Source organism: Klebsiella sp. KE9456, assembly GCF_043832615.1.
GTDB lineage: Bacteria > Pseudomonadota > Gammaproteobacteria > Enterobacterales > Enterobacteriaceae > Klebsiella > Klebsiella indica.
Window position 1 is genome coordinate 21,519 of the sequence record NZ_JBDYQK010000010.1, and the last position, 20,432, is coordinate 41,950.

Genomic DNA, 20,432 nt, shown 5'->3' on the forward strand with positions numbered 1-20,432 from the left:
AGGGAGGGGCTGATGTCTGAATTTGTAACGGTAGCTCGCCCCTACGCCAAAGCAGCTTTTGACTTTGCCGTCGAACACCAAAGCGTCGAGCGCTGGCAGGATATGCTGGCGTTTGCCGCTGAAGTGACTAAAAACGAACAAATGGCAGAGCTACTCTCTGGCGCGCTGGCGCCGGAAACGCTCTCTGATGCGTTTATCGCGGTTTGTGGTGAGCAACTGGACGAAAATAGTCAAAACCTGATTCGGGTGATGGCTGAGAATGGTCGTCTGAATGCGCTCCCTGATGTTCTTGAGCAGTTCATTCATCTGCGCGCTGCCAGTGAGGCAACCGCTGAGGTAGAGGTTATTTCTGCCACCCAAATGAGTGAAGAACAGCTTGCGAAGATCGCCAGCGCGATGGAAAAACGTCTGTCACGCAAAGTTAAGCTGAATTGCAAAATCGATAAGTCTGTAATGGCAGGCGTTATCATCCGTGCGGGTGATATGGTCATTGATGGTAGCGTACGCGGCCGTCTTGAACGCCTTGCAGACGTCTTGCAGTCTTAAGGGGACTGGAGCATGCAACTGAATTCCACCGAAATCAGCGAACTGATCAAGCAGCGCATTGCTCAGTTCAATGTTGTGAGCGAGGCTCACAACGAAGGTACTATTGTTTCTGTAAGTGACGGTGTTATCCGCATTCACGGCCTGGCCGATTGTATGCAGGGTGAAATGATTGCCCTACCGGGTAGCCGTTACGCTATCGCACTGAACCTGGAGCGCGACTCCGTCGGCGCGGTTGTGATGGGTCCGTACGCTGACCTTGCCGAAGGCATGAAGGTTAAATGTACTGGTCGTATCCTGGAAGTTCCGGTTGGTCGTGGCCTGCTGGGCCGCGTGGTTAACACCCTGGGCGCGCCAATCGACGGTAAAGGTCCGGTTGAGCACGACGGTTTCTCCGCCGTTGAAGCTATCGCGCCGGGCGTTATCGAACGTCAGTCCGTTGATCAGCCGGTGCAGACCGGTTATAAAGCCGTCGACTCCATGATCCCAATCGGTCGTGGTCAGCGTGAACTGATCATCGGCGACCGTCAGACCGGTAAAACCGCGCTGGCAATCGACGCCATCATCAACCAGCGTGATTCCGGCATCAAGTGTGTCTACGTGGCTATCGGTCAGAAAGCGTCCACCATTTCTAACGTGGTGCGTAAACTGGAAGAACACGGCGCGCTGGCTAACACCATCGTTGTGGTTGCTACCGCATCTGAATCTGCCGCACTGCAGTACCTGGCGCCGTATGCCGGTTGCTCAATGGGTGAATATTTCCGCGATCGTGGTGAAGATGCGCTGATTATTTATGACGACCTGTCGAAACAGGCTGTTGCTTACCGTCAGATCTCCCTGCTGCTGCGCCGTCCGCCTGGACGTGAAGCATTCCCGGGCGACGTATTCTACCTCCACTCTCGTCTGCTGGAGCGTGCTGCACGTGTTAACGTCGAGTACGTTGAAGCTTTCACCAAAGGTGAAGTGAAAGGGAAAACCGGTTCTCTGACCGCGCTGCCGATTATCGAAACCCAGGCGGGTGACGTTTCCGCGTTCGTTCCGACCAACGTAATTTCTATTACTGATGGTCAGATCTTCCTGGAAACCAACCTGTTCAACTCCGGTATTCGTCCTGCGGTTAACCCGGGGATCTCCGTTTCCCGTGTCGGTGGTGCAGCGCAGACCAAGATCATGAAGAAACTGTCCGGTGGTATCCGTACCGCACTGGCGCAGTATCGTGAACTGGCAGCGTTCTCCCAGTTTGCATCTGACCTTGACGATGCAACCCGTAAACAGCTTGACCACGGTCAGAAAGTGACTGAACTGCTGAAACAGAAACAGTATGCGCCGATGTCCGTTGCGCAGCAGTCTCTGGTTCTGTTTGCTGCAGAACGTGGTTATCTGGCGGATGTCGAGCTGGCGAAAATCGGTAGCTTCGAAGCCGCTCTGCTGGCTTACGTCGACCGTGATCACGCTCCGTTGATGCAAGAGATCAACCAGTCCGGTGGCTATAACGACGAAATCGAAGGTAAGCTGAAAGGCATCCTCGATTCCTTCAAAGCAACCCAATCCTGGTAACGTCTGGCGGCTTGCTTTAGGGCAGGCCGCAAGGCATTGAGGAGAAGCTCATGGCCGGCGCAAAAGAGATACGTAGTAAGATCGCAAGCGTCCAGAACACGCAAAAGATCACTAAAGCGATGGAAATGGTCGCCGCTTCCAAAATGCGTAAATCGCAGGAGCGTATGGCGGCCAGCCGTCCTTATGCAGATACTATGCGCAAAGTGATTGGTCACCTTGCGAACGGCAATCTGGAATATAAGCACCCGTACCTGGAAGAACGCGACGTTAAACGCGTGGGCTACCTGGTGGTGTCTACCGACCGTGGTCTGTGTGGTGGCTTGAACATTAACCTGTTCAAAAAGCTGCTGGCGGAAATGAAAGCATGGTCCGATAAAGGCGTTCAGTGCGAACTCGCAATGATTGGCTCTAAAGGCGTGTCGTTCTTTAATTCTGTTAGCGGTAATGTTGTCGCCCAGGTGACAGGTATGGGAGATAACCCATCCCTGTCCGAACTGATCGGTCCGGTAAAAGTGATGTTGCAGGCCTATGATGAAGGCCGTCTGGACAAGCTGTATATTGTCAGCAACAAATTTATTAACACCATGTCTCAGGTTCCAACCATTACTCAGTTGCTGCCGTTACCGGCATCAGAAGATGGTGAGTTGAAGCGTAAATCCTGGGATTACCTGTACGAACCCGATCCGAAAGCGCTGCTGGATACCCTCCTGCGTCGTTATGTGGAATCTCAGGTTTATCAGGGCGTGGTAGAAAACTTGGCCAGCGAGCAGGCCGCACGTATGGTGGCGATGAAAGCCGCGACCGACAATGGCGGCAGCCTGATTAAAGAGCTGCAGTTGGTATACAACAAAGCTCGTCAGGCCAGCATTACTCAGGAACTCACCGAGATCGTCGGTGGAGCATCCGCGGTATAACCAGGTTAATTCGTAGAGGATTCAAGATGGCTACTGGAAAAATTGTCCAGGTAATCGGCGCCGTGGTCGACGTCGAATTCCCTCAGGATGCCGTACCGCGCGTGTACGAGGCTCTTGAGGTACAAAATGGTAGTGAGAATCTGGTGCTGGAAGTTCAGCAGCAGCTTGGCGGCGGTATTGTTCGTACCATCGCGATGGGGTCTTCCGACGGTCTGCGTCGTGGTCTGGGTGTCAAAGATCTTGAGCACCCGATCGAAGTCCCGGTCGGTAAAGCAACGCTGGGTCGTATCATGAACGTACTGGGTCAACCGGTAGACATGAAAGGCGACATCGGTGAAGAAGAGCGTTGGGCTATCCACCGCGCAGCGCCTTCCTATGAAGAGCTGTCAAGTTCTCAGGAACTGCTGGAAACCGGCATTAAAGTTATCGACCTGATGTGTCCGTTCGCGAAGGGCGGTAAAGTCGGTCTGTTCGGCGGTGCGGGCGTAGGTAAAACCGTAAACATGATGGAGCTGATCCGTAACATCGCGATCGAGCACTCCGGTTACTCCGTGTTTGCGGGCGTAGGTGAACGTACTCGTGAGGGTAACGACTTCTACCACGAAATGACCGACTCCAACGTTATCGACAAAGTATCCCTGGTGTATGGCCAGATGAACGAGCCGCCGGGAAACCGTCTGCGCGTTGCGCTGACCGGCCTGACCATGGCTGAGAAGTTCCGTGACGAAGGTCGTGACGTTCTGCTGTTCGTTGATAACATCTATCGTTACACCCTGGCCGGTACGGAAGTATCCGCTCTGCTGGGCCGTATGCCTTCAGCGGTAGGTTACCAGCCGACCCTGGCGGAAGAGATGGGCGTTCTGCAGGAACGTATCACCTCCACCAAAACCGGTTCTATCACCTCCGTTCAGGCGGTATACGTACCTGCGGATGACTTGACTGACCCGTCTCCAGCCACCACCTTTGCGCACCTTGACGCAACCGTGGTACTGAGCCGTCAGATCGCCTCTCTGGGTATCTACCCGGCCGTTGACCCGCTGGATTCCACCAGCCGTCAGCTGGACCCGCTGGTTGTTGGTCAGGAGCACTACGACACCGCGCGTGGCGTACAGTCCATTCTGCAGCGTTACCAGGAACTGAAAGACATTATCGCCATCCTGGGGATGGATGAACTGTCTGAAGAAGACAAACTGGTGGTAGCGCGCGCACGTAAGATCCAGCGCTTCCTGTCCCAGCCGTTCTTCGTGGCGGAAGTATTTACCGGTTCTCCGGGCAAATACGTCTCCCTGAAAGACACCATCCGTGGCTTTAAGGGCATCATGGAAGGCGAATACGATCACCTGCCGGAGCAGGCGTTCTACATGGTCGGTTCTATCGACGAAGCCGTGGAAAAAGCCAAAAAACTTTAACGCCTTAATCGGAGGGTGATATGGCAATGACTTACCACCTGGACGTCGTCAGCGCAGAGCAACAGATGTTCTCTGGTCTGGTCGAGAAAATCCAGGTAACGGGTAGTGAAGGTGAACTGGGTATTTACCCGGGGCATGCGCCGCTGCTCACCGCCATTAAGCCTGGTATGATTCGCATCGTTAAGCAGCACGGTCATGAAGAGTTTATCTATCTGTCAGGCGGCATTCTTGAAGTGCAGCCCGGTAGCACGACCGTTCTGGCTGATACGGCAATTCGTGGCCAGGATCTCGACGAAGCGCGAGCTCTGGAAGCGAAGCGTAAGGCCGAAGAGCACATTAAGAGCTCTCACGGTGACGTGGATTACGCTCAGGCGTCTGCGGAACTGGCCAAAGCGATCGCCAAACTGCGCGTTATCGAGTTGACCAAAAAAGCGATGTAACACCGGCTTGCAAGTCAAAAAGCCAGTCTGCTTTCCAGGCTGGCTTTTTTTATGGAACCGTTTCATAAATAGCGAAACTAAAAAGCAGGTTTAAAATTTTGTGACTAATATCTCATTTTTGTTGATCGATTAAACAATGAAGCGTAGACTTGTTTTTGTGATGTGAGTCACATAAAAATAATCCATCAAAACATAATCGCTATTCAGGAAGACATCATGAAACTGATCAATAAAATCGTCGCTTTCTTCAGTGCTATGAACATTACTTTTGGTACTTTCAACAACTAAGAAGCAAGCTCTCCAGACTGCACTTGCGCTGTACCGCTAACTAAAACGACAACACATGCGGTGTGAGGCAGGAAAGAAAGTGATAAGGTCGCCCTCCGGCGACCTTTGTTTTTTATGGTGAGATTAGTTGCGGTTAAGGAAGTTACCGGTATTGAAACTCCCGTCCGCATTGCGTAGCAGCGGATCCGGCAGCGTCAGCGTCTGGTAATCGGCGCTGTTGATGCTTTGCCCTTTAGTATTGATACTTTTACCGCCGTGGATAAAGTAGTTGCTGTCGTCGATGTTACCGACCACGGCATCATCATATTTCCCCGGCTGAGTTCGTAGCGAAAGGTTGTCGCTAAACACGCCTTGCGTATCCGGTGCCCCATAAGGGCTTGGGCGGAAGATATAGTTGAAGCGCTGGTTATCCACCGCGACGTTATTTTCCACCACCAGCTTGCCGGGGTTAAAGTTGTCGGTAAAACCGTCCAGATGGTTGCCGATGGCGATGCTGTTACGTACCTCATGAGCAACCGGCTGCCCTTCTCCGCCGAGCTTAAAGCCGTTGCTGGTGTTATTGCGGGCAATTGAATTCTCGATCACCACAACGCCGTTAGCGCCGTCTTCAATCTTGTTAAACAGATCGAATCCGTCGTCGATATTATCGTGCGAATAACAACCCTCCAGCCGATTTCCCTCCCCTACGCGCATCTTCACCGCGAAGCCATCAGCGTTAATTTTCCCAGGATCTTCATTACTAAAGGACTCTGAATTGACCACCCGGTTATAGCTGGCCCATAGCGGTCGGCCAACATTTGCCGGAGAGGAAATTTGAATCCCGGTATCATCGTTACGATAAGCGACAACGTTCTCAATCAGGTTATGGCTACCCTGCACGCGCAGACTTTTGTCCGTAACCTCTATGCCATCAATATGCCAGTAACTGGCGTCCAGCAGCAGCCCGTGAATCACGGCTTTTCCTTCAACCTTCAGCGTCTTGACTTTATCTTTTAATCCACTGGCGCTAAGAGGAATTGTCGTTTGCGGATAATCTCCGGCAGCTAACAGAATTTGCCCGCCAGGTGGGATGAGTTCGACAGCGGAGGCTAAATCCAGCGGCGAATCTGCTGTTCCTTTCGCCTGGGGTTGTCCGTCAGGTGCGGCATAGAGCTTGTCCCCTGTCACATTGGTACTTTGTTCAACCGTCAGCGTTTGAGTTATCGCTTGTGCGCCGGAGGCTGGGGTAAAGCTGATTTCGAACGTGCTTTTATCTTTCAGTACGACAGGCTGGGTAAACATCTCTCCGGCTTTTACCGCTTTGTTCTGCCCGATCACCACTTCATCCTGGCGAATGGTTATGTGTCCGTCATCATTGGTACGAGCCTGTAACACGTAATCTTTGCTTTGGCTTTTTGTTCCAGAGGTTATTTGCATAACCGGTGGCCAGCTTTTGGCGACATAGGGTGCAGAAGGAACCGTTTTTGCCGTAGATGTGGTGAGCGAAGCATCGCTGATGGTGATTTTTGCGTTACGTGAGGCAAAGAAACCCACGTAGTAATGTTTTTTATCCTGCTGAGCGATCAGGTCGGCATGAGGAACCTTCAGGTCAACCCACTGATTGCTGTTCATCGGTGCCCACGCGGTTATAAACCCATCGTTAGTGCGCTCCAGCTTGAGCTGAAAAGTCGGTGTTTGCTGTAAGTCTATCTTCTCTTTATAGCTCTGGCGTTTTATTGTTGCACCTGCGTTCCCCCAGGGGTGGATAATCCCCTCCCGGCTGATAGCCTGTAACTTGATATGTGAGTTATCTTTTTTATCCTGAGTCATAATGGCGTTCATCACCATATTGGATGCTGCCGGAAACTCTTCGTAGCCGACTTTTAGCGGTTGTTGGCGCGGATTGCCTTTCACGTCGCGGACCAGCAATCCGGCCCCTTCCTGAGCAGCCGGGCGAGCGCCATTTTCCGGTCCAAACTGATTGACGGTGACCGTCGCTTGCAGGATAAAATTCTGGCTGGTGGGCAGTTCGGTATAAAAGAAGGTCAACCCATCGTGGGCGTTGGCTATTTTACCGCCGCGGCTCTCGATGGTGATCGGTTGGCTAAGATCCGCGATATCGCTGGGCGTCAGCTTCTTCCCGGCGATCGTCACATCATTGACGCCAATTTTTTCTGGCAGGACGTTGGAGGAAAAATTGCTGTCGGTTGATTGTCCAAAGGTGATAGCCCGCCACTGATGCGCGTCGTTAGCCTGCAGCGGTAACGCAATCATCGTACTGCATAAGGTTAATGCCAGAGGTATTTTGTTCGTCATTTTTTTCTCCTGGGTAATATTTGAATGACATTATCAGGAAAATGAAATGGCGTTTCTATTTATTGCGTCACAATTAATGAATAGTAAAACCGTGTTTTATTTTTATGGTTTTCTTTATTCATGCATCAAAAAAACAACGAAAGCAGTGGGATAGCCGTTATAACCCATCGTAAAATTGATGTTTTAGTGCCAAACAGGTTTGCGCCGGAGAAAAATCCACCTCTAAAATGGAGTTGAGCGTGAAGCTTGTATGTTTTATCTCCGTCTCGTTTCATGATGAAAAATATGTAGATATTTCAACGTGAAAGGCTTTTACTTTTTGTTCTAACAGCTGTCAGGATGCGTATGTCAAATAGTGCGATGAGCGTGGTGATCCTTGCCGCAGGCAAAGGTACCCGCATGTATTCCGATCTTCCTAAAGTGTTGCATTCGCTGGCCGGGAAGCCGATGGTGCAGCATGTTATTGATGCGGCTAAAGACTTAGGGGCCTCAGCCGTGCATCTGGTGTACGGACATGGCGGCGATCTGCTTCGTCAGACGCTGCGCGAAGATAATCTTAACTGGGTCTTACAGGCGGAGCAGCTTGGTACCGGCCATGCAATGCAGCAGGCGGCACCGTTCTTCAGCGACGATGAAGATATCCTGATGCTGTATGGTGATGTGCCGCTGATTTCTGTTGAAACATTAACGCGTCTTAGAGAGGCGAAGCCGCAGGGTGGGATTGGTCTGTTGACAGTGAAGCTGGACGATCCGAGCGGTTACGGCCGTATTACGCGTGAGAACGGTAAAGTGACCGGTATCGTTGAGCATAAAGATGCTACCGACGAACAGCGTCAGATCCGGGAAATTAATACCGGTATCCTGATCGCTAATGGCGCGGACATGAAGCGCTGGCTGGCAAAACTGACCAACAATAACGCTCAGGGTGAATATTACATTACCGATATCATTGCGCTGGCGTATCAGGAAGGCCGCGAAATCGCTGCTGTACACCCGGATCGTTTAAGCGAAGTGGAAGGCGTAAACAACCGTCTGCAACTCGCTCGTCTGGAGCGCGTTTATCAGTCTGAGCAGGCCGAAAAGCTGCTGCTGGCCGGTGTGATGCTGCGCGATCCTGCGCGTTTTGACCTGCGCGGCGTTCTCACCCACGGGCGTGATGTTGAAATTGATACTAACGTTATCATTGAAGGCACAGTCACCCTCGGCCACCGCGTGAAGATTGGCGCGGGTTGCGTCATTAAAAACAGCGTGATTGGCGATGACTGTGACATCAGCCCGTACAGCGTGGTGGACGATGCCCACCTGGAAGCGGCCTGTACTATTGGTCCGTTTGCCCGTCTGCGTCCTGGCGCGCAACTGCGGGAAGGTGTTCACGTGGGCAACTTTGTCGAAATTAAAAAGGCGCGCCTGGGTAAAGGCACTAAGGCCGGGCATTTGTCCTATCTGGGCGATGCCGAGATTGGCGATGACGTTAATATCGGCGCGGGGACCATCACCTGTAACTATGATGGCGCGAATAAACATAAAACGGTTATTGGCGATGATGTATTTGTCGGTTCGGATACGCAACTGGTCGCGCCGGTCACCGTGGGTAAAGGTGTGACCATCGCTGCGGGAACAACCGTTACCCGCGATGTTGCGGATAACGAACTGGTGTTAAGCCGCGTGCCGCAGGTGCACAAACAGGGCTGGCAGCGTCCGGTGAAGAAGAAGTAACTCTTTTTGCCGGATGGTGGCTTTGTCTTACCTGACCTACGTTCGATAACGTTCTGTAGGCCGGATAAGGGTAAGCGCTATCCGGCAGATGAGGGATGAGGCGATAAAGATATATCGCTCGCCCAAAAGCAGTACCTATAAAAATAACCCCACTCTCTACAAGGCTCGGGGCGCCCGAAATACGGGTATTAACAGGTCAGCGACAACGACAGGCATAATGCCAAAATCGGAATTAAAAACTATGTGTGGAATTGTTGGCGCAGTCGCGCAGCGTGATATTGCTGAAATCCTTCTCGAAGGTTTACGCCGTCTGGAATACCGCGGTTATGACTCCGCTGGTCTGGCGGTTGTGGATAACGAAGGCCATATGAACCGTGTTCGTCGCCTCGGGAAAGTACAAATACTGGCTCAGGCGGTAGAAGAACATCCTCTCCACGGCGGAACCGGGATTGCCCATACCCGCTGGGCAACGCATGGTGAGCCGTCTGAAGGTAACGCACATCCGCATGTTTCTGACCATATTGTGGTGGTGCATAACGGTATCATCGAAAACCATGAGCCGCTGCGTGAGCTGTTGCAGTCCCGGGGCTACGTTTTTGTCTCCGAAACGGACACCGAAGTGATTGCTCACTTAGTGCACTGGGAACTGGAGCAAGGCGGGACGCTGCGGGAAGCGGTTATGCGTGCGATTCCGCAACTGCGCGGCGCGTACGGCACGGTAATCATGGATACCCGTCACCCGGATACGCTGCTGGCGGCGCGTTCTGGCAGCCCGCTGGTTATCGGTCTGGGTATGGGCGAAAACTTTATCGCTTCTGACCAGCTGGCGCTGCTGCCGGTAACCCGTCGCTTCATCTTCCTGGAAGAAGGCGATATTGCGGAAGTGACCCGTCGTTCGGTCTCCATTTTCGATAAATTCGGCGCGGAAGTGAAACGTCAGGATATCGAATCCAGTCTGCAATATGACGCGGGCGATAAAGGCATCTACCGCCACTACATGCAGAAAGAGATCTACGAACAGCCGAATGCGATTAAAAATACGCTGACCGGGCGTATCAGCCACGGTGAAGTGGATTTAAGCGAGCTGGGGCCAAAAGCGAACGAACTGCTGTCTCAGGTTGAACATATTCAGATTATCGCCTGCGGCACGTCGTATAACTCCGGTATGGTTTCTCGCTACTGGTTTGAAGCGCTGGCCGGTATTCCGTGCGACGTCGAAATCGCCTCTGAATTCCGCTACCGCAAATCCGCTGTGCGTCGTAACAGCCTGATGATCACCCTGTCTCAGTCTGGCGAAACGGCGGATACCCTGGCCGGTCTGCGCCTGTCGAAAGAGCTGGGCTATCTGGGTTCTCTCGCCATCTGTAACGTTCCGGGTTCTTCCCTGGTGCGTGAATCCGATCTGGCGATGATGACCAACGCCGGGACGGAAATCGGCGTGGCCTCCACCAAAGCGTTTACCACTCAGCTGACCGTTCTGCTGATGCTGGTGGCGAAGCTGGCGCGTCTGAAAGGTCTGGATGCGTCTATCGAGCACGACATCGTTCACGGTTTGCAGGCGCTGCCGAGCCGTATCGAACAGATGCTGTCTCAGGACAAGCGTATCGAAGCGCTGGCGGAAGATTTCTCTGACAAACACCATGCCCTGTTCCTGGGCCGTGGCGATCAGTATCCGATCGCGCTGGAAGGCGCGCTGAAGCTGAAAGAGATCTCTTATATTCACGCAGAAGCGTATGCGGCAGGTGAGCTGAAACACGGCCCGCTGGCGCTGATCGATGCAGATATGCCGGTTATCGTGGTGGCGCCGAACAACGAACTGCTGGAAAAACTGAAATCCAACATCGAAGAAGTCCGCGCCCGTGGCGGCCAGTTGTACGTCTTCGCCGACCAGGATGCCGGTTTTGTCAGCAGCGACAACATGCACATCATTGAGATGCCGCATGTGGAAGAGGTGATTGCACCGATCTTCTACACCGTTCCGCTGCAACTGCTGGCGTATCACGTTGCGCTGATCAAAGGCACCGACGTGGACCAGCCGCGTAACCTGGCGAAATCTGTTACCGTTGAGTAATCGTGATGATGCCCTGCGAAAGCGGGGCATTTTTTCTGCGCTGTTCTGTTTTTAATCAATTCTCCCGTCGTTTTAATGTGACAAACCGTCATCTTCAGCTACTGTTTTCAGTGTCATTAAAAGAAAATCTTCATGACATCTCAACGTCATAAAATGATTAAACATGTTGTTTATTAATGCTTTTTTTGGTGGTTTATTTCATCGTTTTTGATTGTCATAAAACTGTCATATTTCGTACATTTAACTGTCACCTGTTTGTCCTATTTTGCTCATCGTAGCCACTTAACAATGATTTACGAAAATCTTGCAGGAGACATTATGAAAGTCATGCGTACCACTGTCGCAACTGTTGTCGCCGCGACCTTATCCATGAGCGCGTTCTCTGCTTTTGCAGCAGCGAGCCTGACAGGTGCAGGTGCAACTTTCCCTGCGCCAGTGTATGCCAAATGGGCGGATACCTATCAGAAAGAGACCGGTAACAAAGTCAATTACCAGGGTATCGGTTCCTCTGGCGGTGTAAAACAAATCATTGCTAACACCGTAGATTTCGGTGCTTCTGATGCTCCTCTGACTGATGAAAAACTCGCTCAGGAAGGTCTGTTCCAGTTCCCGACCGTTATCGGCGGCGTCGTACTGGCGGTTAACCTGCCTGGTGTGAAATCCGGTGAGCTGGTGCTCGACGGTAAAACCCTGGGTGATATCTATCTGGGCAAAATCAAAAAATGGGATGATGCTGCGATTGCTAAGCTCAACCCTGGACTGAAGCTGCCTTCTCAGAATATCGCGGTGGTTCGTCGCGCCGATGGTTCCGGTACGTCCTTTGTTTTCACCAGCTACCTGTCGAAAGTAAACGAAGAGTGGAAATCTAAAATCGGTGCCGGTACGACCGTAAACTGGCCGACCGGTCTGGGCGGTAAAGGTAACGACGGCATCGCCGCTTTCGTTCAGCGTCTGCCGGGCGCTATCGGCTACGTTGAGTACGCTTACGCCAAACAGAACAACCTGGCCTACACCAGGCTGATTTCCGCTGACGGCAAGCCGGTTAGCCCGACCGAAGATAACTTTGCTAACGCCGCGAAAGAGATCGACTGGAGCAAATCCTTTGCCCAGGATCTGACTAACCAGAAAGGTGAGAACGCATGGCCGATCACCTCCACGACTTTTATCCTGGTTCACAAGACCTCGACTAAACCGGCGCAAACCACGGAAGTGCTGAAGTTTTTCGATTGGGCATACAAAAATGGCGGTAAAGAAGCTAATGCGCTGGACTATGCGACGCTGCCGGAAAACGTCGTTGAGCAGATTCATGCTGCATGGAAGACCAATGTGAAAGACAGCAGCGGTAAAGCGCTGTACTAATAGAATATCTTTAACGAACTGGCGGATGGCGCTACGCTTATCCGCCCTACAGTTCCGACTGTAGGCCCGATTTGTAGGCCGGATAAGCGTAGCGCCATCCGGCATGGGCAAACTTCGTAAACGCGTTTAATGAAAAGAGTAATTTATGGCTGCAACCAAGCCGACATTTAACCCTCCGGGGAAAAAAGGGGACATTATTTTCAGCGTGCTGGTAAAACTGGCGGCGCTGATTGTGTTATTGATGCTTGGCGGCATCATTGTCTCCCTCATCATCTCCTCCTGGCCAAGTATTGAGAAATTTGGTTTCTCCTTCCTGTGGACCAAAGAGTGGGATGCGCCAAATCAAATTTTTGGTGGCCTGGTACCGATTTACGGCACGCTGGTAACCTCTTTTATCGCACTGCTGATCGCCGTACCGGTGAGTTTCGGTATTGCACTGTTTCTGACGGAACTCTCTCCCGCATGGATGAAGCGTCCGCTGGGCATTGCCATTGAACTGCTGGCGGCGATCCCCAGTATCGTTTATGGCATGTGGGGCCTGTTTATCTTCGCGCCGCTGTTTGCCACCTGGTTTCAGGAACCGGTCGGGAATATTCTTTCCAATATTCCGTTTATCGGCGCGCTGTTCTCCGGCCCGGCATTTGGTATTGGTATTCTGGCGGCGGGCGTTATTCTTGCCATTATGATCATTCCTTACATTGCGGCCGTTATGCGCGATGTCTTCGAACAAACCCCGGTGATGATGAAAGAGTCTGCCTATGGCATCGGCTGCACGACCTGGGAAGTGATCTGGCGTATCGTCCTGCCGTTCACCAAAAATGGGGTGATTGGCGGCATTATGCTCGGGCTGGGGCGTGCGCTGGGGGAAACCATGGCGGTAACCTTTATCATCGGTAATACCTACCAGCTCGACAGCGCCTCGCTATATATGCCAGGCAACAGTATTACCTCTGCGCTGGCGAACGAATTTGCCGAAGCGGAGACGGGTCTGCACGTTGCCGCGCTGATGGAACTGGGCCTGATTCTGTTTGTGATTACCTTCATTGTGCTGGCGATTTCTAAGCTCATGATTATGCGCCTGGCGAAGAATGAGGGGGCACGCTAATGGCGACGCTTGAAATGCAAACCACCACAGAACTGGCGGAGTCCCGCCGTAAAATGCAGGCTAAACGCCGCATGATAAACCGCATCGCATTGACACTATCAATGGCGACGATGGTGTTCGGTCTGTTCTGGCTTATCTGGATCCTGATGTCCACCGTGACGCGTGGTTTCGACGGTATGAGCCTGGCGCTGTTTACCGAAATGACGCCGCCGCCGAATACGGCGGGAGGCGGTCTGGCGAACGCTCTGGCGGGGAGCGGGCTGTTAATTTTGTGGGCAACGGTACTGGGTACGCCGCTTGGCATCATGGCGGGGATTTATCTGGCGGAATATGGCCGTAAGTCCTGGCTGGCGGAAGTGATTCGTTTTATTAACGATATCCTGCTTTCCGCGCCGTCTATTGTGGTCGGTCTGTTTGTTTACACCATCGTGGTGGCGAAAATGCAGCACTTTTCCGGCTGGGCGGGCGTGATTGCGCTGGCGTTGCTGCAGGTGCCAATCGTCATCCGTACCACCGAGAATATGCTGAAGCTGGTGCCGGATAGCCTGCGTGAAGCGGCTTATGCGTTGGGAACGCCGAAATGGAAAATGATCTCGGCGATTACCCTGAAAGCGTCTGTTTCCGGGATCATCACCGGGGTACTGCTGGCGGTTGCCCGTATTGCCGGTGAGACTGCGCCACTGCTGTTTACCGCGCTCTCCAATCAGTTCTGGAGCACCGATATGATGCAGCCGATTGCTAACCTGCCGGTAACGATTTTCAAATTTGCCATGAGTCCGTTTGCAGAGTGGCAGCAACTGGCATGGGCCGGGGTATTGATTATCACCCTGTGCGTATTGCTGCTGAATATTCTGGCGCGCGTGATTTTCGCTAAGAATAAACACGGTTAATTTTTTGCGGCGTGGCGAAACGCGGCGCCGAATGAGGAAGAAAACGAGATGAGTATGGTGAATACGACCCCGGGTAAACTTTCAGTGCGTAACCTGAACTTTTACTACGGCAAATTCCATGCCCTGAAGAACATTAACCTGGATATTGCTAAAAACCAGGTGACGGCGTTTATCGGCCCGTCTGGGTGCGGTAAATCTACGTTACTCCGTACGTTCAACAAGATGTTTGAACTGTACCCGGAACAGCGTGCGGAAGGTGAAATTCTGCTGGATGGCGACAATATTCTTACCAATACCCAGGATGTCGCTCTGCTGCGTGCCAAAGTGGGGATGGTGTTCCAGAAGCCGACGCCGTTTCCGATGTCGATTTACGACAATATCGCCTTTGGTGTGCGCCTGTTTGAGAAACTTTCCCGTGCGGATATGGATGAGCGCGTGCAGTGGGCATTGACCAAGGCTGCATTGTGGAACGAAACCAAAGATAAGCTGCATCAAAGCGGATATTCTCTTTCTGGTGGTCAGCAGCAGCGTCTGTGCATTGCGCGTGGTATCGCCATTCGCCCGGAAGTTCTGCTGTTGGATGAGCCGTGTTCAGCGCTGGACCCAATTTCCACCGGGCGTATTGAAGAGCTGATCACTGAGCTGAAGCAGGACTACACCGTGGTGATCGTGACGCACAACATGCAGCAGGCTGCGCGTTGTTCCGACCATACGGCATTTATGTATCTTGGCGAGCTGATTGAATTCAGTAACACGGACGATCTGTTTACCAAGCCCGCGAAGAAACAAACTGAAGACTACATTACTGGCCGCTACGGTTGATTTGGAGCTAACCATGGACAACCTAAACCTTAACAAACATATTTCCGGCCAGTTCAACGCAGAACTGGAAAGTATCCGTACCCAGGTGATGACCATGGGTGGCATGGTGGAGCAGCAGCTTTCTGATGCGATCACTGCGATGCATAATCAGGACAGCGAACTGGCGAAGCGCGTTATTGATGGCGACAAACAGGTCAATATGATGGAAGTAGCCATCGATGAAGCCTGCGTGCGTATTATCGCTAAACGTCAGCCCACAGCCAGCGACCTGCGTCTGGTTATGGCGATTATCAAGACTATCGCGGAACTGGAACGTATCGGCGATGTTGCGGATAAGATTTGTCGCACCGCGCTGGAAAAATTCTCCCACCAGCATCAGCCGCTGCTGGTGAGCCTGGAGTCGTTGGGCCGTCATACCGTACAGATGCTGCATGATGTGCTTGATGCCTTCGCGCGTATGGATCTTGATGAAGCGGTGCGTATTTATCGCGAAGATAAGAAAGTCGACAAAGAATATGAAGGCATCGTGCGGCAACTGATGACTTATATGATGGAAGACTCGCGCACGATCCCAAGCGTCCTGACCGCGCTGTTCTGTGCCCGTTCTATTGAACGTATCGGCGATCGCTGCCAGAACATCTGCGAATATATTTTCTACTTTGTTAAAGGCCAGGATTTCCGTCACGTTGGCGGCGACGAGCTGGATAAACTGCTCGCCGGGAAAGATCCGAAAGAGTGATTTCCACATTAAGCAAAATAAAACGCCAGCCATTGTTGTAATGCCGATCAGTTAAGGATCGGTTGACCGATCCAGTGGCTGTGTAAGAATCCGGAAATGCTCACCCATCTCCGGATTCTTTATGTGTATCACTTCGGCTCTTGATCGGGTTTGTTGCTACAACCCTACTTGTAACCCTCTGACTTTCCTCGGTGACTTGGTGACTTTCTCGAACGAGGCGTGATTTCTCGTTATCCTGAATAATCCGTGATTGCCACTCTGCGCAACCCGCGATTTTGATCGTGGAATACATTAACTAAGCGGCAAACTCTTTCTGCATCCGACCTCACCGGTATTCTGGCTACCAAAAAATATGTCGAACTGAAAATTCGCGGTAAATCACAATTTATCCTTTTGCTTATTGCTGGTGGATTAAAAATTGCTATGTTGAGGACTGAAACTGGATTGCTACCGCTTTGCGGGCTAAACCTGACATCTCCTTTCCGGAGGTGTCAGGTTTTATGCTTTTAGGGCTGGCAAAAAACAGACAGCAGATTAACCGCGGGTGGGTTCAGGCTTTTTTATCTCAAGATGGTGGGATGAGAACCCCGAAGAAACAATATCCTTAATTCAGGCATCATCATTTTTATACTCAGTTCCCCTGGCGATGGCCGCGACTGAGAATATCACCAGACGCCCAGCGTCAGGCTGCGCTGGAGAAGGACCTTAGCGCAACGATATAAGGGGGGACAGAGCGACAAAAACGAAAAAATAAACAGGCGGTCTGCTTCTGTACCCATTCTGACTCCTGTACTTGTTCAAACAGAAAATAAAACGAGAGACTTGATATGAAAAGAAACATCGCTTGTCTGACGCTGGCCATCACTACACTATTGGGTAGTACGGCTATTCCTGTCGTTGCTGCACCGCTTCCGGCTACGCCGAGCACTGCGATCCCGGTCAGCCAGTACGTTACGCAGGTTAATGCCGATAAGAGTATTACCTTCCGTCTGTTTGCCCCGGACGCAAAGCGCGTCTCCGTGGTGACGGGGGCGACGCCGGATACGTTCGTCTCCCATGATATGATCAAAGACACGAGGGGGATCTGGACATGGAAGAGTGAAGTACTGGCCCCTGACCTCTACGAATATTATTTTGATGTCGACGGGTTCCGTTCAGTCGATACCGGTAGCCGTTATCAGAAACCGCAGCGTCAGGTGAATACCAGTCTGATTCTGATTCCTGGCAGCATTCTTGACGATCGCGCGGTCGCTCATGGTGAACTACGGACCTTAACCTACCACTCCAGGGCGCTGAATTCGGAGCGTCGTGCCTACGTATGGACACCGCCTGGCTATACCAGAACAGGCGAACCGCTGCCGGTGCTCTATTTTTATCACGGCTTTGGCGACAGCGGTTTATCGGCCATCGATCAGGGCCGCATCCCGCAAATTATGGATAACCTGCTGGCAGAAGGGAAAATTAAGCCCATGCTGGTGGTGGTGCCGGATACCGAAACGGATATACCTGAAGCGATTGCGGAAAACTTCCCGCCTCAGGATCGTCGTAAGAATTTCTATCCGCTGAATGCGAAAGCGGCCGATAAAGAGCTGATGCACGATATCATTCCGTTGATTGATGAGCGCTTTAATGTGCGTAAAGACGCGGATGGCCGGGCGCTCGCCGGGTTATCGCAGGGGGGATATCAGGCGCTGGTTTCCGGGATGAACCATCTTGAAAGCTTTGGCTGGCTGGCAACGTTTAGCGGCGTGACGACCACGACGGTACCGAATGCGGGCGTCGAAGCGCAATTACATCAGCCGCAGGCTATCAATAAACAGTTGCGTAACTTCACCGTCGTGGTGGGTGAGAAAGATACGGTTACCGGGAAAGATATTGCAGGCCTGAAAGCTGAACTGGAAAAGCAGAAAATCAAGTTTGATTACCACGAATATCCCGGCCTGAATCATGAAATGGATGTCTGGCGCCCGGCCTACGCCGAATTTGTGCAGAAGTTATTTAAGTGAAAAATAGGCCCTAAGCGTAGCGCATTCGGGATATACCCGGATTGCGTTACGCTTCGGTACTATAGCGTGATATCCCATCCGCGCGCTTTCCACAATTCTGGCAACTGCGCCAGATCGGTAAATGTCGTCACATGCGGATGATTGATTGGCTTGTTGTGCGGGTCGGCGCAGAAGTAGAACACCTCCATGCCTGCGTCAATCCCCGATCGGGCACCTGCGCTGGAATCATCGACCAGAATGCAGTTCTCTACGTTAACGTTCATCGCTTGTGCGGCATGCAACATCAGCGCCGGGTCCGGTTTCCAGCGCTGAATGTCGTAGCCGCTGTAAAGACGCTCGTGGAAATGGTGCAGCATGCCTGTTTTGCCCAGCGAGTGCGTCATTTTACTGACTGGCCCGTTGGAGACCACGCACATCGGCACGTTGACCGCATCCAGCAGCGCAGGCGCGCCAGAGATAACGTCCAGCTCAGTATCAAACAGGCGTGCGACTTCGGCGCGGTAAACCGGCTCAAGCGTCGCTTTTTCCAGATTAACACCGTACTCCGCATTAATGGTGTCGATAATCTCGTACAGCTTTACCCCTTTGAAGCGCTTAAAAATCTCGTCTAAATCCAGCGTAATGCCAAATTCTTTGAACATGTGAACGTAAGCACGGGAGCAGATCACCTCGCTGTCGACCAGCGTGCCGTCACAGTCGAAAAATACTGCTTCTGGTTGGGTCATATCGTTTCCATTTTAATAAGTTAACGTTTTCGTCATACTGATTTGTGAGACGCAATCGTTGCCGTATAAGCAAAATCGATGAAAAAAGTATCCCACAGCTGCCCTTATTGTCGCATTTTGGTATAGGATAGCGACGAATTTTCCCTCCTTTGTTCGGAAACCGATAATGAGTCAACAACAAACCAGCCAGTCTTCTGGCCAGGGACTGCTGGAGCGAGTGTTCAAACTACGCGAACACGGTACGACGGCACGCACGGAAGCGATAGCAGGGGTCACCACCTTCCTGACGATGGTGTACATCGTTTTCGTTAACCCACAAATTCTCGGCGTGGCGGGGATGGATACCAGCGCCGTGTTTGTTACCACCTGCCTGATTGCCGCATTCGGCAGCATCATGATGGGGCTGTTTGCTAACTTGCCGGTCGCGCTGGCACCAGCAATGGGACTGAACGCCTTTTTTGCTTTTGTGGTGGTTCAGGCGATGGGCCTGCCGTGGCAGGTTGGGATGGGTGCTATTTTCTGGGGTGCGGTCGGCTTGTTGCTGCTGACGATTTTCCGCGTACGCTACTGGATGATTGCGAATATCCCGGTCAGCCTGCGCGTGGGGATCACCAGCGGTATCGGCCTGTTTATCGGCATGATGGGCCTGAAAAACGCGGGCGTGATCGTGGCAAACCCTGACACCCTGGTAAGCATTGGCAAGCTGACTTCTCACAGCGTGCTGCTGGGCATTCTTGGATTCTTTATTATCGCGATTCTGGCTTCCCGCAATATTCATGCTGCGGTGCTGGTGTCCATTGTGGTGACGACGCTGCTGGGCTGGATGCTGGGAGATGTTCACTATACCGGTATTATTTCCGCGCCGCCGAGCGTCACAACAGTAATTGGGCATGTGGACCTGGCTGGTTCACTGAATCTTGGCCTGGCGGGCGTTATTTTCTCCTTCATGCTGGTGAACCTGTTCGACTCCTCCGGTACCCTGATTGGCGTCACCGATAAAGCCGGTCTGGCTGATGCGCAGGGCAAGTTCCCGCGCATGAAGCAGGCGCTGTTTGTCGATAGCGTCTCGTCGGTTGCAGGTTCCTTTATCGGTACTTCTTCCGTCACCGCTTATATCGAATCTTCTTCCGGAGTTTCCGTGGGAGGCCGTACCGGCCTGACGGCGGTCGTCGTGGGGATTTTGTTCCTGCTGGTTATTTTCCTGTCGCCGCTGGCCGGAATGGTGCCGGGCTATGCCGCCGCCGGGGCGCTGATTTACGTTGGCGTGCTGATGACCTCCAGCCTGGCGCGCGTGAAGTGGGATGATCTGACGGAAGCGGTTCCGGCGTTTATTACCGCCGTGATGATGCCGTTTAGTTTCTCTATCACCGAAGGTATTGCCCTGGGCTTTATTTCTTACTGCGTAATGAAGATTTTTACAGGCCGTCTGCGTGACCTCAGCCCGTGCGTGATTGTGGTTTCACTGCTGTTCTTGCTGAAGATTGTGTTTATCGACGCGCACTAAGCGCCGAATATCCGGAGGCCCGGTAAGACGCGTAAGCGCGCCGCCGGGC

At 52.3% G+C, this 20,432-nt stretch carries 16 protein-coding genes; 14 read left to right on the forward strand and 2 right to left on the reverse strand.

Annotation, left to right across the window (positions count from 1 at the left end):
* Window positions 1-12: 12 nt before the first annotated feature.
* The 5 genes from atpH to ABK821_RS11835 are packed head-to-tail and all read left to right on the forward strand — an operon-like array spanning window position 13 to window position 4,863.
* Entirely contained in the window at window positions 13-546 is a 534-nt protein-coding gene (atpH, locus tag ABK821_RS11815; RefSeq protein ID WP_138362606.1) for a F0F1 ATP synthase subunit delta, read from the forward strand.
* A gap of 12 nt (window positions 547-558) precedes the next feature.
* Window positions 559-2,100 carry a F0F1 ATP synthase subunit alpha gene (gene atpA, locus ABK821_RS11820; protein WP_138362605.1) on the forward strand — a complete coding sequence of 514 codons (1,542 nt, stop codon included), beginning with the start codon at window positions 559-561 and terminating at the stop codon, window positions 2,098-2,100.
* 50 nt (window positions 2,101-2,150) lie between these two features.
* Window positions 2,151-3,014 (forward strand): F0F1 ATP synthase subunit gamma, encoded by an 864-nt coding sequence (gene atpG, locus ABK821_RS11825; protein WP_004107278.1) that lies wholly within the window; start codon window positions 2,151-2,153, stop codon window positions 3,012-3,014.
* 26 nt (window positions 3,015-3,040) lie between these two features.
* Window positions 3,041-4,423 (forward strand): F0F1 ATP synthase subunit beta, encoded by a 1,383-nt coding sequence (gene atpD / locus ABK821_RS11830; RefSeq protein WP_343178183.1) that lies wholly within the window; start codon window positions 3,041-3,043, stop codon window positions 4,421-4,423.
* Window positions 4,424-4,443: 20 nt separating this feature from the next.
* Entirely contained in the window at window positions 4,444-4,863 is a 420-nt protein-coding gene (locus ABK821_RS11835) for a F0F1 ATP synthase subunit epsilon (RefSeq protein WP_001251970.1), read from the forward strand.
* Between the two features lie 411 nt (window positions 4,864-5,274).
* On the opposite strand, the gene ABK821_RS11840 is transcribed toward ABK821_RS11835, so the two are convergent.
* Window positions 5,275-7,446 carry a right-handed parallel beta-helix repeat-containing protein gene (locus tag ABK821_RS11840; protein WP_308562170.1) on the reverse strand — a complete coding sequence of 724 codons (2,172 nt, stop codon included), beginning with the start codon at window positions 7,444-7,446 and terminating at the stop codon, window positions 5,275-5,277.
* A gap of 345 nt (window positions 7,447-7,791) precedes the next feature.
* Between ABK821_RS11840 and glmU the strand changes: the two genes are divergently transcribed.
* The 8 genes from glmU to ABK821_RS11880 all read left to right on the forward strand — a co-directional run bounded on the left by glmU (window position 7,792) and on the right by ABK821_RS11880 (window position 18,154).
* Window positions 7,792-9,162, forward strand: a complete 1,371-nt coding sequence (gene glmU, locus ABK821_RS11845; protein WP_343178185.1) for a bifunctional UDP-N-acetylglucosamine diphosphorylase/glucosamine-1-phosphate N-acetyltransferase GlmU — start codon at window positions 7,792-7,794, stop codon at window positions 9,160-9,162.
* A gap of 241 nt (window positions 9,163-9,403) precedes the next feature.
* Window positions 9,404-11,233 carry a glutamine--fructose-6-phosphate transaminase (isomerizing) gene (gene glmS / locus ABK821_RS11850; RefSeq protein WP_343178218.1) on the forward strand — a complete coding sequence of 610 codons (1,830 nt, stop codon included), beginning with the start codon at window positions 9,404-9,406 and terminating at the stop codon, window positions 11,231-11,233.
* A gap of 318 nt (window positions 11,234-11,551) precedes the next feature.
* A complete protein-coding gene (pstS, locus tag ABK821_RS11855) occupies window positions 11,552-12,592 on the forward strand; it encodes a phosphate ABC transporter substrate-binding protein PstS (protein ID WP_138362601.1) in 1,041 nt (346 codons plus the stop codon).
* A gap of 145 nt (window positions 12,593-12,737) precedes the next feature.
* A complete protein-coding gene (gene pstC / locus ABK821_RS11860; RefSeq protein WP_138362600.1) occupies window positions 12,738-13,697 on the forward strand; it encodes a phosphate ABC transporter permease PstC in 960 nt (319 codons plus the stop codon).
* Entirely contained in the window at window positions 13,697-14,587 is an 891-nt protein-coding gene (gene pstA / locus ABK821_RS11865) for a phosphate ABC transporter permease PstA (RefSeq protein ID WP_138362599.1), read from the forward strand. The genes pstC and pstA overlap by 1 nt, the downstream gene beginning before the upstream one ends.
* A 48-nt stretch (window positions 14,588-14,635) precedes the next feature.
* Entirely contained in the window at window positions 14,636-15,409 is a 774-nt protein-coding gene (pstB, locus tag ABK821_RS11870) for a phosphate ABC transporter ATP-binding protein PstB (RefSeq protein ID WP_138362598.1), read from the forward strand.
* A 13-nt stretch (window positions 15,410-15,422) separates the two neighbouring features.
* Window positions 15,423-16,148, forward strand: a complete 726-nt coding sequence (phoU, locus tag ABK821_RS11875; RefSeq protein WP_138362597.1) for a phosphate signaling complex protein PhoU — start codon at window positions 15,423-15,425, stop codon at window positions 16,146-16,148.
* Between the two features lie 827 nt (window positions 16,149-16,975).
* Window positions 16,976-18,154 (forward strand): alpha/beta hydrolase-fold protein, encoded by a 1,179-nt coding sequence (locus ABK821_RS11880; protein WP_343178186.1) that lies wholly within the window; start codon window positions 16,976-16,978, stop codon window positions 18,152-18,154.
* A 59-nt stretch (window positions 18,155-18,213) separates the two neighbouring features.
* Here the strand turns inward: ABK821_RS11880 and yieH are convergent, their stop codons facing one another.
* Window positions 18,214-18,879, reverse strand: a complete 666-nt coding sequence (yieH, locus tag ABK821_RS11885) for a 6-phosphogluconate phosphatase (RefSeq protein WP_343178187.1) — start codon at window positions 18,877-18,879, stop codon at window positions 18,214-18,216.
* A gap of 166 nt (window positions 18,880-19,045) precedes the next feature.
* Here yieH and ABK821_RS11890 point away from each other — a divergent pair, with 166 nt between their 5' ends.
* Window positions 19,046-20,383: an NCS2 family permease gene (locus ABK821_RS11890; RefSeq protein ID WP_142503234.1), complete on the forward strand. Its 1,338-nt coding sequence runs from the start codon at window positions 19,046-19,048 to the stop codon at window positions 20,381-20,383.
* Window positions 20,384-20,432: the final 49 nt, after the last annotated feature.

Bases quoted from the DNA above. Each gene is read 5' to 3' on its own strand.
- glmU (WP_343178185.1), top strand. From the start codon at position 7,792: ATGTCAAATAGTGCGATGAGCGTGGTGATCCTTGCCGCAGGCAAAGGT.
- phoU (WP_138362597.1), top strand. From the start codon at position 15,423: ATGGACAACCTAAACCTTAACAAACATATTTCCGGCCAGTTCAACGCA.
- atpH (WP_138362606.1), top strand. From the start codon at position 13: ATGTCTGAATTTGTAACGGTAGCTCGCCCCTACGCCAAAGCAGCTTTT.
- ABK821_RS11890 (WP_142503234.1), top strand. From the start codon at position 19,046: ATGAGTCAACAACAAACCAGCCAGTCTTCTGGCCAGGGACTGCTGGAG.
- atpA (WP_138362605.1), top strand. From the start codon at position 559: ATGCAACTGAATTCCACCGAAATCAGCGAACTGATCAAGCAGCGCATT.
- yieH (WP_343178187.1), bottom strand. From the start codon at position 18,879: ATGACCCAACCAGAAGCAGTATTTTTCGACTGTGACGGCACGCTGGTC.
- glmS (WP_343178218.1), top strand. From the start codon at position 9,404: ATGTGTGGAATTGTTGGCGCAGTCGCGCAGCGTGATATTGCTGAAATC.
- ABK821_RS11835 (WP_001251970.1), top strand. From the start codon at position 4,444: ATGGCAATGACTTACCACCTGGACGTCGTCAGCGCAGAGCAACAGATG.
- atpD (WP_343178183.1), top strand. From the start codon at position 3,041: ATGGCTACTGGAAAAATTGTCCAGGTAATCGGCGCCGTGGTCGACGTC.
- pstS (WP_138362601.1), top strand. From the start codon at position 11,552: ATGAAAGTCATGCGTACCACTGTCGCAACTGTTGTCGCCGCGACCTTA.
- atpG (WP_004107278.1), top strand. From the start codon at position 2,151: ATGGCCGGCGCAAAAGAGATACGTAGTAAGATCGCAAGCGTCCAGAAC.
- pstB (WP_138362598.1), top strand. From the start codon at position 14,636: ATGAGTATGGTGAATACGACCCCGGGTAAACTTTCAGTGCGTAACCTG.
- pstA (WP_138362599.1), top strand. From the start codon at position 13,697: ATGGCGACGCTTGAAATGCAAACCACCACAGAACTGGCGGAGTCCCGC.
- pstC (WP_138362600.1), top strand. From the start codon at position 12,738: ATGGCTGCAACCAAGCCGACATTTAACCCTCCGGGGAAAAAAGGGGAC.
- ABK821_RS11880 (WP_343178186.1), top strand. From the start codon at position 16,976: ATGAAAAGAAACATCGCTTGTCTGACGCTGGCCATCACTACACTATTG.
- ABK821_RS11840 (WP_308562170.1), bottom strand. From the start codon at position 7,446: ATGACGAACAAAATACCTCTGGCATTAACCTTATGCAGTACGATGATT.